The sequence below is a fragment of the Bartonella sp. B12(2025) genome (genome assembly GCF_053795135.1).
Genome location: NZ_CP200031.1, coordinates 505,419 through 523,406, shown reverse-complemented (window position 1 = coordinate 523,406; position 17,988 = coordinate 505,419). Strand labels below are relative to the sequence as shown.

Sequence of the window (17,988 nt, the reverse complement as noted above, 5' to 3'; positions counted from 1 at the left end):
CAAAGTTGTCTAAGCTACTTCTTAAATTCAACTTTTTTCAAAACATAAAGAAACTTTAAAATACGAATCTCTTATTGATGAACAACCCATAAAAAGTTTACTAAATGAAATCCGTTGCACGCTTTAACAAGATATAGCATTAACTGCGAGGCCAGCTTTACTTGTCTCTTTGTAGCGTTCACTCATATCGTGTCCAGTTTGACGCATTGTTTCTATACAAGAATCAAGAGAAACAAAATGATCCCCATTACCATGTAATGCAAGAGAAGAAGCTGTCACCGCCTTAACGGCTCCCATTGCGTTACGCTCAATACAAGGAATCTGCACCAGGCCTGCAACCGGATCACACGTCATTCCCAAATGATGCTCAAGCGCAATCTCTGCTGCATTTTCAATTTGAGCTGGTGTACCACCTAAAGCCGCAGTCAATCCTGCAGCCGCCATTGAAGACGCCGTCCCAACTTCACCTTGGCAACCAACTTCTGCACCAGAAATAGAGGCATTATGTTTAATGACACCACCAATAGCTGCTGCCGTCAATAAAAAATTATGTATTCCATCTTGATCTGAATCATCATTGAACTGAAGATAGTAACGTAGAACTGCAGGTACAACACCAGCTGCCCCATTCGTAGGTGCCGTAACAACACGACCACCGGCGGCATTTTCCTCATTCACTGCTATAGCATATACTGAAAGCCAATCGTTTGCACAAAGTGGGTAATTGTGATTTTTCTTTTGATTTTCCAAAAGCATTTCGTGCAACTTTTTAGCGCGCCTTGGAACACGCAGTCCACCTGGCAATTCACCTTCTTGTGAAAGACCTCTATCAATGCAATTTGTCATAGCTGAAAAAATTTTATCAAGCCCCGTATCAAGAGCAGAACGCTCCATCTTCGTCTCTTCGTTTAGGCGCTTCATTTCAGCGATTGAAAGTCCTGACTTTTCCGCCATTGATAACATTTTGCTCGCAGAATCAAAAGGATATGGCACCTCAAACGTTTCTTGTTGTCTATTAACATTACCATTTATATGGTTTAATTCATCTTCGGTCACAACAAAACCGCCACCGATAGAATAATAAATCTGCCGCAAAAGAATATTCCCATCAGCATCAACACCTTCAAACGCAAGTCCATTAGCATGCCCAGGTAGGATTTTCTTTCGTTCAAAAATAAGATCACTTTGCAAATCAAACTGATAAGCGGGATGGCCTTCTGGCTGCACCTTTTTTTCACGTGTAACTTTTTCTAACATGAATTCCATACGATCAGGATCAATAGTGGAGGCTTTTTCTCCCAAAAGTCCTAATATAATAGCTCTATCTGTAGCATGACCAATTCCTGTGAAAGCCAAAGAACCATAAAGATAAACACGTATACGAGAAATTTTAGTATCAGATAGTTGAGAAAAGTTTCGTGCAAAAATCTCTTGCAGAAACATATTAGCAGCCGTCATTGGCCCCATCGTATGTGAGCTGGAAGGACCAATGCCAATTTTAAAAAGCTCAAAGACAGATAAGAACACCTATCACCTCAACACTGCTTACATATTTGAGTACACACTTTTTTATCACGCTTGTTCCATTTAAAATCAAATTGCGAGATAAGCTAAAAAAATGATAGCAATAAATACGAATGTCGCTCGTCTTGCTACCACCCAACACTTTCTTTCTATAGCGCGTTCCATAGCTAACCTTTTTAAAAAAAACAATGATCCTACACGGCTCTAAAAATAACCACTCTCTTACTGCTCAAGACGTAGTAAAATAAGTGTTAACATGCAGCATTAAAATTCAATAAGAATGAGAGCTTCTCATCAAAATATCTTTATAATGCCCAAAGTTCTTAAAATTTATGCTCACTTACATAAAAAATATTCTATAAATATGATTAAACAAAACGTACAAAGTTCTCAATTGGTTCGCGTACAACTTCAACATTGTTTTCTGGAGCGTTCGCATCACGATAGCCAAGCGACATACCACAGATAATGCGTCGGTCAGAAGGCACAGATAAAAGTGTACGAATTTGTTTATGATAATCAGAAAAAGAAGCCTGAGGACATGTATCTAATCCAAATCCGCGCGCCGCTAACATAATAGTCTGCATAAACATGCCTAAATCAAGCCAACTCCCTACTTCCATATCGTAATCCATTGTAAACAAAATTCCTACAGGCGCACCAAAAAACGAAAAATTTCGCACCTTCTGGCGAAGTATTTTTTCCTTCTCATCTATTTTAATTCCAAGGCTCGTATAAAGATCCGAACCCATTTTTTGACGCCTTGAAAGATAAGGTTCACGCCACTCACGTGGATAATAATAGTAATCACGCTCTGTCTCTACACCTGAAAGTACAAGCTGTGAAAGCTCTTGCCCTACTTTTTTCAATGTATCTCCTGTAAGAACAATTGCTTGCCATGGCTGAATATTTGCCCCAGATGGTGCACGTGCTGCAAATTCTAAAATTTCTTTGATTATTTTCTGTGAAACCGGCTGATCGGTAAAAGCTCGAATTGCTCTACGTGATAGAATAGATTGAAAAACATCAATATGAGAATCATTTTCCATTATTTTACTTTCTCTTTGAAAATGAATTTGATACCGTTATCTGCTTATCTACAACTAAAGTGTTGTGGAAACACCTTCAGCAATTCTTTTCATTCAACCTACCCCTCCACAATAGCTCATAGATTCGATATCCCACCGACGCTTGTTATTAGAGGACAAGACAACAGGCCGTCTCCTTTAATGGAAAGTAAATCATTTAAAACGAATGAAATAAACTTTAAAATTAACAATTACCCCCCAACTCAGCTAAACTTTTTAAAAAGCTCTCCCGATGTCTTCTAAACTATATAGCAGATCATTAATATCGATCGCGCCGCATTTTATGTAAACCACCCCGCTTTTTGTCAATCCCTGCAATTGACTCTTTAAATCTCATTTTATTTTTAAGTGATTTTTCAACCATAGTCAACGTATCAAATATTTCAGATAAAGAAAAAATTTAATTATTTTAGCGTGCAGTATTTGTTTTCATTTATGATAATCCGTTTGTGTATAAAGCCCCGTATGCTCCCCAATCGAAACAGCACAAGAAGTTCTTACTCTTCATAATAATGCAAAATCCGAACAGTTATTGAAAATTCGTGTGTTAATTCACCAATTGGATAATACCCGTGCATTTCACCAATCTATTTTCATAGACCACACTGTTATCAAAAACATATCTGTTTTTATAAAACTTTAGTTAGCACTTTATACTCTGCTTTCCTGCATTCTTAAATATAAGAAATACAAAACTTTCTCGTCATGCAGCATTGTACAATAGAAAATAAATTATTTTTGGACTGCGGAAAAAAATTTTAATCATTGATTATGATGTTTTTTTCAATCTTTATAGAAGATATTAATCAAAAAATTCTTCTAAAAACATCCAAAACCAATAGTTACCTCGTTTTTAAATAATCTACTATCTTCTCTCAGCACATGATTACCTATTCCTTAGCACTTTTCGATTTTAAATGTATCTGAAAATAAATTTTTTATCTGGCTGCAAAAATAAGAAACTTTATAAATGAAGCAACAGAAAAAAATGGGTATCATTAAAGAAAATACAACAAGCTGCAAAAATTCTTAAAATAACGATCGCCTTAAAGTTTTTACAGTCATATTGATCAAAAACACGCAACTTTTATTTTTAAATCTAAAAAACGCCAAAACCCTAGACTCTGGCGCTTTTATATCACTTTTTACATACATTGAAGTTATTCAGCAACTGCTTCAGCTGTCATATTTGGCAACACAGCCTTAGCTATCTCGTTATTGCTAGACTTGCGCCGCTCATCTACGATCAAATCATCACGAATTGCAGCGATACGGCGGATTTGAGCAATCGTACCACCTGTACCCGCAGGAATAAGACGACCAACAATAACATTCTCCTTAAGGCCTTGCAAAGTATCAATTTTACCAGAAACTGCTGCCTCAGTAAGTACTCGAGTTGTTTCCTGAAATGATGCTGCCGAAATAAAAGATGGTGTTTGAAGAGATGCTTTCGTAATTCCAAGAAGGATGGGATTACCAGATGCGGGTCTCTTCCCTTCCGCAATCAAATTATCATTGATTTCATCGAGCTCAATACGATCAACATTATCACCTGGAATATAGCCAGAATCTCCAGACTCAGTAATTTCAACTTTTTGCAACATCTGACGAACAATCACTTCAATATGCTTGTCATTAATTAAAACACCTTGCAAACGATAAACTTCCTGAATTTCATTAACCAAATAAGACGCCAAAGCTTCAACACCTTTAATCGCCAAGATATCATGAGGGGCTGGATTTCCATCAAGAATATAATCCCCTTTTTCAATTTGATCGCCTTCTTGGAAGTGAAATAACTTACCCTTTGGAATCAAATATTCTACTGATTCAAGAGTTTCATCATTTGGTTCAATGATAATACGACGTTTATTCTTATAACCACGACCAAATCGAATTGTACCACTGACTTCAGCAATAATAGCGTGATCCTTTGGACGCCGCGCTTCAAAAAGCTCAGCCACACGTGGTAAACCACCTGTAATATCTTTTGTCTTAGCACTTTCCATTGGCAAGCGAGCAATAACATCGCCGGCCTTAACATGAGCACCAGGCTCAACAGAAAGAATGGTTTCCACTGACATCATGTAACGAGCTTCATTTCCTTTATACAATTTGGCGATTGTTTCACCTTTTTTATCTGCATGGATGATAATGGCTGGTTTTAGATCAGCACCACGCGGATTAGCACGCCAATCAATCACCAAACGCTTCGTAATCCCCGTAGATTCATCAGCTGTTTCAGTAACTGATAAACCATCGACCATATCTTCAAAGCCTACATAACCCTCAACTTCAGTTAAAATTGGACGTGTATAAGGATCCCATTCTGCTATACGTTGGCCACATTTAACCACGTCACCATCATCAACAAAAACATGCGCCCCATAGCTAACACGATGCACAACACGTTCTTTTCCGGCCTCATCCTTGATAAGAATAGCCATATTACGTCCCATAACCACCAAATGGCCTTCAGAGTTGCGAACTACATTACGATTACGAATCTCCACCGTACCTTCATAAGAGGCCTCTAAATGAGATGAGTCAACAACCTGCGCTGTTCCACCCAAGTGGAAAGTACGCATAGTAAGTTGTGTTCCCGGTTCACCAATGGACTGAGCAGCAATAACACCAACTGCCTCACCCTGATTAACCGGCGTCCCACGCACCAAATCACGACCATAACATTTGGCACAAACACCAAGGCGCGTTTCACATGTCAAAGCAGAACGGATTTGAACAGACTGAATGCCAGCTTCTTCAATCTTAGAAACATCAGCCTCCTCAATCATCGCTCCACCTTCAAGGATAACCTCTCCAGAAACCGGATGCAAAATGTCAACAAGTGCCGTACGACCAAGAATTCTTTGCCCAAGAGACGCAACAATTTGTCCTGCATCAACAATCGGCTGCATAGTAAGACCCTTTGCAGTACCACAATCAACTGCTGAAATAATAGCATCCTGTGCGACATCAACAAGACGCCGCGTCAGATAACCAGAGTTCGCTGTTTTTAGCGCAGTATCAGCAAGTCCTTTACGTGCACCATGAGTCGAATTGAAATACTCATTAACTGTTAGACCTTCCTTAAAGTTTGAAATGATTGGTGTTTCAATAATTTCACCCGATGGCTTTGCCATTAATCCACGCATACCAGCCAACTGCTTCATCTGATTAGCTGAACCACGCGCACCAGAATGCGACATCATATAGATTGAGTTCATTGGCCGCTGCCGACCTGTTTTAGGATCAAATTCGACAGCCTGAATACGTTTCATCATTTCATCCGCAACACGATCCGTGCATTTACCCCAAGCATCTACGACTTTGTTATATTTTTCACCTTGCGTAATCAGACCATCATTATATTGCTGTTCATATTCTTTAGCCAAAGCTTCTGTTTCTGCAACCAAACGCGACTTGCTATCAGGAATAACCATATCGTCCTTGCCGAATGAAATTCCCGCACGACAAGCATAAGAAAAGCCCAGCTGCATAATACGGTCACAGAAAATAACTGTCTCTTTTTGCCCACAGTGCCGATAAACCTGATCAATCATCTTAGAAATATTCTTTTTAGTCATTTCTTGATTGACAATATCAAATGAGATATTCGGATTTTTTGGCAAAAGCTCCCCAATAATCAAACGACCAGGTGTTGTATCATAAAGTTTAGAAACTTTTTTTCCATCCTTATCCATATTGTTAACACGGCCTTTAATCTTCGTATGAAGAGTTACAACCTTATTTTCCAAGGCATGATGAAGTTCACCTATATCAGAAAAGGCCATCCCCTCACCCGGCTCTTTTTCGGAAACAATCGAAAGATAGTAAAGGCCAAGAACCATATCCTGTGACGGAACAATAATTGGTGCACCATTGGCTGGATGCAGAATATTATTGGTAGACATCATCAAAACACGAGCTTCAAGCTGTGCTTCGAGAGAAAGCGGAACATGAACCGCCATTTGATCACCATCAAAATCCGCATTAAAAGCAGTACATACCAATGGATGAAGCTGAATAGCTTTCCCTTCAATCAAAATAGGTTCAAAAGCTTGAATCCCCAGACGGTGTAATGTTGGAGCACGATTTAGTAAAACAGGATGTTCACGGATAACCTCATCTAAAATATCCCAAACTTCTGGATGCTCTTTTTCAACAAGCTTCTTTGCCTGTTTTACAGTTGATGAATACCCCTTTGCATCAAGCCGCGCATAAATAAACGGCTTAAATAACTCGAGAGCCATTTTTTTTGGAAGACCGCACTGATGCAATTTTAATTCAGGGCCCGTTACAATAACAGAACGCCCAGAGTAATCAACACGCTTCCCAAGTAAGTTTTGACGAAAACGCCCTTGCTTACCCTTTAGCATGTCTGAAAGAGACTTTAACGGACGCTTATTTGCCCCAGTAATTACACGCCCACGCCGTCCATTGTCAAACAATGCATCAACAGCTTCTTGCACCATACGCTTCTCATTACGCACAATAATTCCAGGAGCACGCAATTCAATCAGACGTTTCAAGCGGTTATTACGATTTATAACACGCCGATAAAGATCATTAAGATCTGACGTTGCAAAACGTCCTCCATCAAGCGGAACTAATGGACGTAAATCGGGTGGAATGACTGGAATCGTCTTCATAATCATCCATTCCGGTTTATTACCAGATTCAAGGAAATTCTCAACGATTTTAAGCCGCTTAATCAGCTTTTTCTGCTTTAACTCCGAAGTGGTTTTGGCTAATTCAATGCGCAAATCATTCGCGATTTTCTCTAATTCCATGCCAGCTAGAAGCTCGTAAATAGCCTCAGCACCAATCATAGCTGTAAACTGATCTTCCCCAAACTCATCAATAGCAAGCATATACTCTTCTTCGGAAAGAAGCTGATGGAGCTTAAGGGATGTCAATCCTGGCTCTGTTACAATATAATTCTCAAAATAGAGAACCCGCTCAATATCCTTCAAAGTTAAATCTAAAAGTGTAGAAATACGACCTGGTAACGATTTAAGAAACCAAATATGAGCAACAGGTGCCGCAAGCTCAATATGCCCCATACGCTCACGACGCACACGCGAAAGAGTAACCTCAACACCACACTTCTCACAGATAATGCCCTTATATTTCATGCGCTTATATTTACCGCATAGACATTCATAGTCCTTAATAGGACCAAATATACGTGCACAAAAAAGACCATCACGTTCTGGCTTAAAAGTCCGATAATTAATAGTCTCAGGCTTCTTAATCTCACCATACGACCAGGACAAAATCTTCTCAGGGCTCGCAATAGAAATACGAATAGAGTCAAATGTTTGCGCTGGCGCTTGAGGATTGAAAAGATTCATGACCTCGTGGTTCATGCTGTTCTCCTTCAAAGATTCTTAGAACCTGTTGTAATATCTCACTAATTCTATCACAGATCTCATTTAAAACCTACTTCTACTTTTAAACTGTCTGCGCTACCTTAATGGAAGTTTCTTTATTTAGTCCTTCAAGACAATTAGAGCACACCCTTTCAGTGTGCTCTTTTAATCATTATTCTGCCGTATCAGATAATACCCGCTGTGCAATAAATTCACGCGCATCATCAAGTTCTACATTAAGAGCAAGTGAACGCATTTCTTTCACCAATACATTAAAGCTCTCGGGTATACCAGCCTCAAATGTGTCATCACCGCGCACAATTGCTTCATAGACTTTTGTTCGACCAGCCACATCATCCGATTTAACTGTCAGCATTTCCTGCAAAGTGTATGCAGCACCGTAAGCTTCAAGTGCCCAGACCTCCATTTCACCAAAACGCTGACCACCAAATTGCGCCTTACCACCTAGTGGCTGTTGCGTAACAAGTGAATATGGCCCTATCGAACGCGCGTGAATTTTATCATCAACAAGGTGATGCAATTTCAACATATAAATATATCCCACTGTCACCGGGCGATCAAAAGGCTCTCCAGTACGACCATCATAAAGCGTAACCTGTCCTGAACTATCTAAGCCTGCATCTTCCAACATCATGTTGATATCAGCCTCATGCGCTCCATCAAAAACAGGCGTTGCGATTGAAACGCCTTTTCTCATCTGTAGTGCCAATTTATAAATGCTTTCATTATCATACTGACGTACTGGTTCATTATGATCATTATCAGGCATGAGATTCTCGATACGCTGACGCAAAGGAAGTATATCCCCAGTCTCTTGATATAACTCCACCAAATCGCCAATCTTTCTGCCCATACCAGCACATGCCCAACCAAGATGTGTCTCAAGAATTTGTCCAACATTCATACGACTAGGCACACCAAGCGGATTCAATACGATATCAGCATGAGTTCCATCTTCAAGAAACGGCATATCTTCTACTGGAAGAATACGTGATACAACACCCTTATTACCGTGACGTCCTGCCATTTTGTCACCTGGTTGGATTTTGCGTTTTACAGCCACAAAAACCTTCACCATTTTCATGACACCAGGAGGCATTTCATCGCCTCTTTGAACCTTCTCAACTTTATCCATAAAGCGACGCTGTAAAGCTTCTTTTGATTCATCATATTGCTTGCGCAAAGCCTCAATTTCATTCTGAAGCTTTTCGTCCTCAACGGTAAATTGCCACCATTGTGAGCGCGGATATTGCCCCATTATCGTACTGTCAAGTTCCTTGCCGTTCGAAAAGCCTTTTGAACCTTCTACAACAGTTTTGCCCATCAACATATCAGCAAGACGTGCATAAACATTGCGATCAAGAATCGACTGTTCATCATCACGATCTTTAGCTAAACGCTCAATCTCTTCACGCTCAATTGCCATTGCACGTTCATCTTTTTCCACACCGTGGCGGTTAAAAACACGAACTTCAACAACAGTCCCAAAAGTCCCAGGAGGCATTCGCATAGAAGTATCACGAACATCTGAAGCTTTCTCCCCAAAAATTGCGCGCAGAAGCTTCTCTTCTGGCGTCATGGGACTTTCACCCTTTGGTGTAATTTTACCAACCAAAATATCACCAGGCTGAACTTCAGCACCAATATAGATGATACCAGCTTCATCAAGATTCCTTAACGCTTCCTCCGCAACATTAGGAATATCACGCGTAATCTCTTCAGGACCAAGCTTTGTATCACGCGCAGCTACTTCAAATTCTTCAATATGAATCGAAGTAAATACATCATCAGCAACGATACGCTCGGAAAGCAAAATAGAGTCCTCATAATTATACCCATTCCAAGGCATAAATGCTACAAGCACATTCCGTCCAAGAGCTAAATCACCAAGATCCGTAGATGGACCATCTGCAATGATATCACCCTTCTCTATCCGATCACCAACATGCACAAGGGGGCGTTGATTAATACAAGTGGACTGATTTGAACGCTGAAATTTCTGTAAACGGTAAATATCAACGCCAGATTTTGACGGATCCAAATCTTCTGTCGCACGGATAACAATACGGGTTGCATCAACTTGATCAACAATACCACCACGCTTCGCACTAACAGCAGCACCCGAATCGCGCGCTACTACTGATTCCATACCCGTACCAACAAATGGCGCTTCAGCGCGTACAAGCGGAACTGCCTGACGCTGCATATTCGACCCCATCAGCGCACGATTCGCATCATCATTTTCCAAAAATGGAATAAGAGCTGCTGCCACCGAAACCAACTGTTTTGGTGAAACATCCATCAAATCCACATGATCCCGCGGCGCCATCAAAACTTCACCCGCATGACGACAAACAACAAACTCTTCTGTAAAACGCCCTTCAGCGTCCAGTGAAGAATTGGCCTGAGCCACATAATGCTTTGATTCTTCCATAGCAGACAGATAAATAACTTCTGTTGTCACTTTACCATCAATAATTTTGCGATATGGACTTTCAATAAAACCATATTTATTAACCCGCGCAAATGTCGCTAAGGAATTAATCAAACCAATATTAGGACCTTCCGGAGTTTCAATCGGACAAATACGACCATAATGCGTAGGATGTACGTCACGAACTTCAAAACCTGCACGTTCACGAGTTAAACCACCTGGACCAAGAGCAGAAAGACGGCGCTTATGGGTAATCTCTGACAATGGATTGGTTTGATCCATAAACTGTGACAATTGCGAAGATCCAAAAAACTCACGAACCGCTGCAGCAGCAGGTTTTGCATTTATCAAATCCTGTGGCATAACTGTGTCAATTTCAACCGACGACATACGCTCTTTTATCGCACGCTCCATACGAAGTAGACCGATGCGATACTGATTCTCCATTAATTCCCCGACAGAACGAACGCGACGATTTCCAAGATTATCAATATCATCAATTTCACCACGACCATCGCGCAATTCAACTAACATCTTAACAACAGCAAGAATATCTTCTTGACGCAAAATGCGAATCGTGTCTGGACAATCAAGATCCATACGCAAATTCATCTTAACACGCCCAACTGCTGAAAGATCATACCGCTCTGGATCAAAGAATAACGAATGGAACATAGCTTCTGCTGTATCCATTGTTGGCGGCTCACCTGGACGCATTACCCGATAAATATCAAATAACGCATCTTGCCGGCTTTCATTTTTATCCACTTTTAAAGTATTACGGATATATGCCCCAATATTCATATGATCAATATCAAGAATATTGATTTGATTCACATTAACATCAAACAAAATCTTTAATATTTTTTCGTCAATCTCATCACCAGCTTCAAGGTAAATCTCACCTGTCTGGTAATTAACTATATCTTCCGCAAGATAGCATCCTAATAAATCATCCTCACTGACTTTAACCGCTTTGAGACCTTTTTCGGCTAAAGACTTTGCAGCACGAACCGTTAGCTTTTTCCCAGCCTCAGCAACAACTTCACCACTGTCTGCATCCACAAGGTCAGAAAGGAGCTTCATTCCCTTAAAGCGATCAACAGAATAAGGAATACGCCACCCATCTCCGTCTCGTTCATAACTAACTTTATTATAAAACGTTGACAAAATATCTGATGCATCCATACCCAATGCCATCAAAAGACTCGTAACAGGAATCTTACGCCTCCGATCAATACGGGCATAAATAATGTCCTTAGCATCAAACTCAATATCAAGCCAAGAGCCGCGATAAGGAATAACACGAGCAGCAAAAAGGAACTTTCCCGATGAATGAGACTTTCCTTTATCATGATCAAAAAAAACACCGGGAGAACGATGCATCTGTGAAACAATAACACGTTCCGTACCATTAACGATAAAGGTACCATTCTTCGTCATTAAAGGCATATCGCCCATATAAACGCCCTGCTCTTTAATATCTTTAATATCCTTCGAACCAGTATCCTCATCAACATCAAAAACAATTAAGCGTAATATCACTTTTAATGGTGCAGCATAAGTCAAATCACGCTGACGACATTCTTCAACATCAAATTTTGGTAAATCAAATTCATAACTAACAAACTCAAGCATAGCTGTACCAGAAAAGTCCGAAATAGGAAATACCGACTTAAAAACAGCTTGTAAACCTTCATCTGGTCGTCCACCTTTTGGTTCATCGACCATAAGAAACTGATCGTATGACGCCTTCTGAACCTCAATAAGGTTCGGCATTTCTGCTACTTCAGGAATCTTACCAAAAAACTTGCGTACGCGCTTACGACCATTGAATTGAGACATCATCGCTAGAGTCTGAGCCATCGTCGCTCCTTGATCTTTACTCTTCAAGGTAGACTAAACCTCGAAAGCTTTATATCATTAACCTGCACATGCAGACCAGTTCACTTGATACCCGATAATGAGCACCATCAACTTCCCTCACCAATACAAGTCATCCATTTACTTGACTCTGAGGGAACTAGGAGTAAAACCTGTGCCCTTTTACAGCTACTGGACTGCTAGGAAAAGGTTTCCACTGATCATCTCCCTTCTTTTCAAGAGAAAGGAAATCGGCGAACATAAATGTCCGCCAATAAAATAAAGTTTACTTAAGCTCAACCTTAGCACCAGCAGCTTCAAGTTGAGATTTAATTTTTTCTGCCTCGTCTTTAGAAGCACCCTCTTTAATAGGTTTAGGCGCCCCTTCGACCAGATCTTTGGCTTCTTTAAGACCAAGACCAGTAAGAGCACGAACTTCCTTAATGACATTAATTTTTTGTGCACCACCTTCAACAAGAATAACATCAAATTCTGTTTTTTCTTCAGCAGCTGGAGCAGCAGCACCAGCAACAGCAGCTACAGCTACAGGAGCAGCAGCTGAAACCCCCCATTTTTCTTCAAGCAACTTAGAAAGCTCAGCAGCTTCCAAAAGAGTTAGGTTAGAAAGGTCTTCTACGATCTTCGCTAGATCAGCCATTTTAAAATTCCTTTAATTAAAAGATTTGAACCATTATTTAAAACTTATTCAAAAAAACAGAAAAGCATCAAAGCTCTTCCATAAATGTGAATACAAAACAGCCTCAAGCCGCCTTATCCTCCTGAGCATATGCTCCAATGACACGTGCAATCTGACCAGCAGGCGCATTAACAACCTGTGCGATATGGGTCGCAGGAGTAGAAAGCATACCCACAAGTTTTGCCCGCAACTCGTTCAATGAAGGCAATGAAGCCAATGACTTCACAGCATCCACACTCAAACTTGTTGCACCCATTGAACCACCAAGGATGACAAATTTGTCATTACTTTTCGCAAAATCAACAGCAACTTTCGGTGCTGTAACCGGATCTTCTGAATAAGCGATAAGTGTTTGCCCAGCAAACAAATCCACTATTGATTCAGATTCCGTGCCCTGAAGAGCGATTTTAGCAAGACGGTTTTTAGCGACTTTAACGGCACCGCCAGCTTCACCCATTTTTGAACGAAGATCGTTCATTTGCGAAACTGTCAGACCGGAATAATGTGCAACAACAACAGAACCAGACTTTCGAAAAGCCTCGTTAAGCCATGTAACAAATTCGCGTTTTTCCGCTCTATTCACTGTCTCTCTCCATATAACAGATTTGCTTAAAACAAACCCATTGGTTACCTTTGATAACACAAAATACTTCATGTCACCGATGAGGATCCTGTCCCCTTTTTCACGCATAGCGATCAAAGGCAACCTTGGCTCAAACCCTTTAAGTCTTTAACTCTCAGTTTTTACCCCAGTCTCATGCAGGTTTTCTTTTGATTAAGATACTAAAATAGTATCACCCACAATCTCGGACAGGATATTCCGAAATTTCTTCCGGTATAACCCAAGCTCAACAAAGCTTAGATAGCCGAACACCAACAAAAATCGACGTTCTAAATATAATTTCGATATTCACACACCCCAAAATAAAATTATAAATCTGTTTAAACTTATTCTGAACGAACAGTCGCAGGATCAACTTTAACCCCAATCCCCATCGTCGAAGAAACTGCAACACGTTTAATATATTCACCTTTCGCACCTTGCGGTTTAGCTCTAATAACAGCAACAGCAAAAGCTTTAATATTTTCCACTATCTTCTCAACCCCGAAAGAAGCCTTACCGATACCAGCATGTACAATACCAGCCTTTTCAACACGAAACTCAACGGCACCACCTTTAGAAGCTTTAACAGCACTGGTAATATCAAGCGTCACAGTTCCAACTTTGGGATTTGGCATCAAACTCCGCGGACCAAGAATCTTACCAAGACGACCGACAAGAGGCATCATATCTGGCGTTGCAATACAACGATCAAAATTGATTGTCCCACCATTAACGCTTTCAAACAAATCTTCAGCTCCTACAATATCAGCACCAGCAGCCTTAGCCTCCTCAGCCTTATCACCACGCGCAAAAACAGCAACACGAATATTGCGCCCTGTTCCATTAGGCAAATGAGCAACACCTCGAACCATTTGATCTGCATGGCGAGGATCGACACCCAAATTCATTGAGATCTCAATTGTTTCATCAAACTTAGCAACCGCACGCTCTTTAACCATCAAAACTGCATCTTTTAAAGCGTAAAGTTCATTAAAATCAATATCTTTCCGGATATTTTTTATTCTCTTTGCTATTTTTCCCATAACATTAGCCCACAACTTCCAAGCCCATAGAGCGAGCAGAACCTTCAACCATGCGCATCGCCGACTCAATATCATTTGCATTAAGATCCTTCATCTTTGCTTCCGCAATTGAACGAATCTTATCACGAGAGATGCTGCCTACAGACATCTTACCAGGCTCTTTCGAACCAGATTTTAAACTCGCTTCTTTTTTCAAGAAAAATGATACAGGAGGTGTCTTTAAAGAAAACGTAAAAGACTTATCTTGATAATAAGTGATGATTACTGGAATCGGTGCACCCTTCTCCATTTCTTGCGTAGCCGCGTTAAATGCCTTACAGAATTCCATGATATTAATACCACGCTGACCAAGAGCTGGACCAATAGGTGGAGACGGAGTAGCAGCCCCTGCAGGAACCTGCAACTTGAGCTGACCTATACTTTTTTTTGCCATAACAATCTGCCTTTAATTTCACCGGTATGCTGGCAACTTACCTTACCCGCCACCTGCCGCAGTCGAGTGGTTCGGATCATCAAGCCGACAAAAGCCATAAATCACCTCCCACCAATTACTTAAAGTGATTAAAATCACTTTAAATTTAATCAGAGCTTTTCAACCTGACCAAACTCTAAATCAACAGGCGTAGGACGCCCAAAAATCAGCACCTCCACCTTAAGGCGAGAACGCTCTTCTTCAACCTCTTGAACAATCCCATTAAACGAAACAAAAGGGCCATCAGCAACACGAACCTGCTCTCCAACTTCAAACAATACAGAAGATTTTGGAGACTTAACTCCCTCTTGAACTTGTTTAAGAATCTCCTCAACCTCTCGATCAGAAATGGGAACAGGACGCGCATCCGATCCCAAAAAACCTGTCACTTTAGGAGTATTCTTAATGAGATGATAAACCTCATCTGTCAACTCAGCGCAAACAAGAACGTAACCAGGAAAAAACTTCCGTTCAGCATCAACTTTACGCCCACGACGAACTTCCACAACACGCTCTGTTGGAACAAAAATCCTCTCAAACAGATGATCAAGCCCTTTTTGCTTTGCCTCTCTGTCAATAGCTTCTGCTACCTTCTTTTCAAAATTTGAATACGCTTGAACAATATACCAACGAGCAGCCACAGTCATACTTCCTTGCACCATCAACTAAAAAGATATTTTAGAAGATCAATACCCCGCCAAATACCAAAATGCATAACTTGATCCACAACAAAAAAGAAAGCCGAAGCTAATGTAGTTACCAATAACACCATAGCAGTAGAGATCACCGTCTCACGACGCGTAGGCCACTTCACCTTAACTGTTTCTGCATAAACCTGCTTTAAAAAGGCTATTGGATTGGTTTTAGATGCCATCAGTCACACTACACTCTTTCTATTATTGTGATTTACACAACAAAATAAATACGACAAAAAAATGCGAAAAGCCACCCTCTAGCCTTACGCAACTTTATTCATTTCCTACTCAATACCGCTTCACACACAAAAAAACAAGCCCCATACAAAAAAAAGCGAAGAAGGCAATAAAAAAATCCGCCTCCTCACAACTAGAACCAACCCCCCTTGGCAGGGGCAGCAGGACTTGAACCCGCGACCTGCGGTTTTGGAGACCGCCGCTCTACCAACTGAGCTATACCCCTAACTCTCAAAATTAAAATACCTTTAACACTCCTCAACAAGCATTATTTACTCAATGATCTTAGAGACGATACCTGCACCAACAGTACGACCACCTTCACGAATAGCAAAACGAAGTTTCTCTTCCATCGCAATCGGAACAATCAAAGAAACATCCATAGCAACATTATCACCAGGCATAACCATCTCGGTACCTTCTGGAAGAGTAACAATACCCGTCACATCCGTAGTACGGAAATAAAATTGAGGACGGTAATTCGTGAAAAATGGAGTATGACGACCACCTTCATCTTTCGTCAAAATATAAGCCTCTGCTTTAAATCGGGTATGAGGAGTAACTGAACCAGGCTTTGCCAATACTTGACCACGTTCAATCCCTTCACGATCAACCCCACGAAGCAGTGCACCAATATTATCGCCTGCTTGACCTTGATCCAAGAGCTTGCGAAACATTTCAACCCCTGTAACTGTCGTCTTAGAAGTCGGACGGATACCGATAATCTCAATCTCTTCACCAACTTTAATGACACCACGTTCAACACGACCTGTAACAACAGTTCCACGTCCTGAAATAGAAAAAACATCCTCAATCGGCATCAAAAACGGCTGGTCAACAGGACGCTCAGGTGTTGGTATATAATTATCAACCTCACTCATCAAAAGACGAACCGCATCTTCACCAATGCTTTTATCTTTGTCCTCAAGCGCCGCCAACGCAGAACCCTTAATTATTGGTATATCATCTCCAGGAAAATCATATTTTGATAAAAGCTCCCGCACTTCAAGCTCAACAAGCTCCAAAAGCTCAGCATCATCAACCTGATCAACCTTATTGAGAAAAACAACAATCGCTGGAACACCCACCTGACGCGCCAGCAAAATATGCTCACGTGTCTGAGGCATCGGACCATCAGCAGCAGAAACAACCAAAATCGCTCCATCCATCTGCGCCGCACCCGTAATCATGTTCTTGACATAATCCGCGTGACCAGGGCAATCAACATGCGCATAGTGCCGATTTTCTGTTTCATACTCAACATGCGCTGTAGAAATAGTAATTCCACGTGCACGCTCTTCCGGTGCCGCATCAATTTGGTCATACGCTTTAAATTCACCAAAATATTTCGTAATCGCCGCTGTTAACGAAGTCTTCCCATGATCAACGTGACCAATCGTACCAATATTAACATGCGGCTTCGTACGTTCAAATTTGCTCTTTGCCATCGCTATCAATCTCTTGTTTTGTCTCTTGTTTTGTTAGCACCTGGAAACAGACCTGCAGGACTGAATCAAACTGGATCTCTACATTATCCCAGACATTATACCTCTTAGACGGGAATCCCCGACCAATTTATGATGAAAATATTTTCCACCACGATTATTTGCCCAATCATCAACAACTACTTGGAGCGGGTAGCGGGAATCGAACCCGCATATTCAGCTTGGAAGGCTGCTGCTCTACCATTGAGCTATACCCGCATAACCATCGTATTAATTCTCCTTCGATGAATGGTGGAGGGGGTTGGATTCGAACCAACGTAGCATACGCAACGGATTTACAGTCCGCCCCCTTTAACCACTCGGGCACCCCTCCATTCCATCGGCAAAGTTGCGTGATTGAGGCATCACTACAACCAAACTTATACCCATTCAATTTAAAATGGTTGCGGGGCGGTTATGACGATTACTATCGTATCTGTCAACAGGATAA

The 17,988-nt window shown here is 40.9% G+C and carries 11 protein-coding genes and 3 tRNA genes; all 14 read right to left on the bottom strand.

The features are described 5' to 3' along the window. Positions 1 to 123: 123 nt before the first annotated feature. The 14 genes from V3564_RS02210 to V3564_RS02145 all read right to left on the bottom strand — a co-directional run bounded on the left by V3564_RS02210 (position 124) and on the right by V3564_RS02145 (position 17,871). Entirely contained in the window at positions 124 to 1,527 is a 1,404-nt protein-coding gene (locus V3564_RS02210) for an L-serine ammonia-lyase (protein WP_455481206.1), read from the bottom strand. 365 nt (positions 1,528 to 1,892) lie between these two features. Then, on the bottom strand, positions 1,893 to 2,573 hold the full coding sequence (locus V3564_RS02205; protein ID WP_455481205.1) for a nitroreductase: 681 nt from the start codon (positions 2,571 to 2,573) through the stop codon (positions 1,893 to 1,895). A 1,199-nt stretch (positions 2,574 to 3,772) separates the two neighbouring features. Beyond that, a complete protein-coding gene (gene rpoC, locus V3564_RS02200) occupies positions 3,773 to 7,984 on the bottom strand; it encodes a DNA-directed RNA polymerase subunit beta' (protein WP_455481204.1) in 4,212 nt (1,403 codons plus the stop codon). Between the two features lie 175 nt (positions 7,985 to 8,159). Further along, a complete protein-coding gene (rpoB, locus tag V3564_RS02195; RefSeq protein WP_455481203.1) occupies positions 8,160 to 12,308 on the bottom strand; it encodes a DNA-directed RNA polymerase subunit beta in 4,149 nt (1,382 codons plus the stop codon). 283 nt (positions 12,309 to 12,591) lie between these two features. Then, entirely contained in the window at positions 12,592 to 12,963 is a 372-nt protein-coding gene (gene rplL, locus V3564_RS02190) for a 50S ribosomal protein L7/L12 (protein ID WP_004860149.1), read from the bottom strand. A 103-nt stretch (positions 12,964 to 13,066) separates the two neighbouring features. Further along, the gene (gene rplJ, locus V3564_RS02185; RefSeq protein WP_455481439.1) at positions 13,067 to 13,585 is read right to left on the bottom strand and encodes a 50S ribosomal protein L10; all 519 of its coding nucleotides are present in this window, start codon (positions 13,583 to 13,585) and stop codon (positions 13,067 to 13,069) included. 365 nt (positions 13,586 to 13,950) lie between these two features. Further along, positions 13,951 to 14,649, bottom strand: a complete 699-nt coding sequence (gene rplA, locus V3564_RS02180) for a 50S ribosomal protein L1 (protein ID WP_455481438.1) — start codon at positions 14,647 to 14,649, stop codon at positions 13,951 to 13,953. A 4-nt stretch (positions 14,650 to 14,653) separates the two neighbouring features. Next, complete coding sequence (gene rplK / locus V3564_RS02175) at positions 14,654 to 15,082, bottom strand: 50S ribosomal protein L11 (RefSeq protein ID WP_455481202.1); 429 nt, start codon at positions 15,080 to 15,082, stop codon at positions 14,654 to 14,656. A 149-nt stretch (positions 15,083 to 15,231) separates the two neighbouring features. Beyond that, positions 15,232 to 15,762, bottom strand: a complete 531-nt coding sequence (nusG, locus tag V3564_RS02170; protein WP_455481437.1) for a transcription termination/antitermination protein NusG — start codon at positions 15,760 to 15,762, stop codon at positions 15,232 to 15,234. A 20-nt stretch (positions 15,763 to 15,782) separates the two neighbouring features. After that, positions 15,783 to 15,995 (bottom strand): preprotein translocase subunit SecE, encoded by a 213-nt coding sequence (secE, locus tag V3564_RS02165; protein WP_455481201.1) that lies wholly within the window; start codon positions 15,993 to 15,995, stop codon positions 15,783 to 15,785. Positions 15,996 to 16,203: 208 nt separating this feature from the next. Continuing rightward, positions 16,204 to 16,279: transfer RNA gene (locus tag V3564_RS02160), tRNA-Trp, on the bottom strand. A gap of 46 nt (positions 16,280 to 16,325) precedes the next feature. Further along, a complete protein-coding gene (tuf, locus tag V3564_RS02155) occupies positions 16,326 to 17,501 on the bottom strand; it encodes an elongation factor Tu (RefSeq protein ID WP_336294861.1) in 1,176 nt (391 codons plus the stop codon). A gap of 181 nt (positions 17,502 to 17,682) precedes the next feature. Further along, positions 17,683 to 17,756 (bottom strand) — tRNA-Gly (locus tag V3564_RS02150). Positions 17,757 to 17,787: 31 nt separating this feature from the next. Beyond that, positions 17,788 to 17,871 (bottom strand) — tRNA-Tyr (locus tag V3564_RS02145). Positions 17,872 to 17,988: the final 117 nt, after the last annotated feature.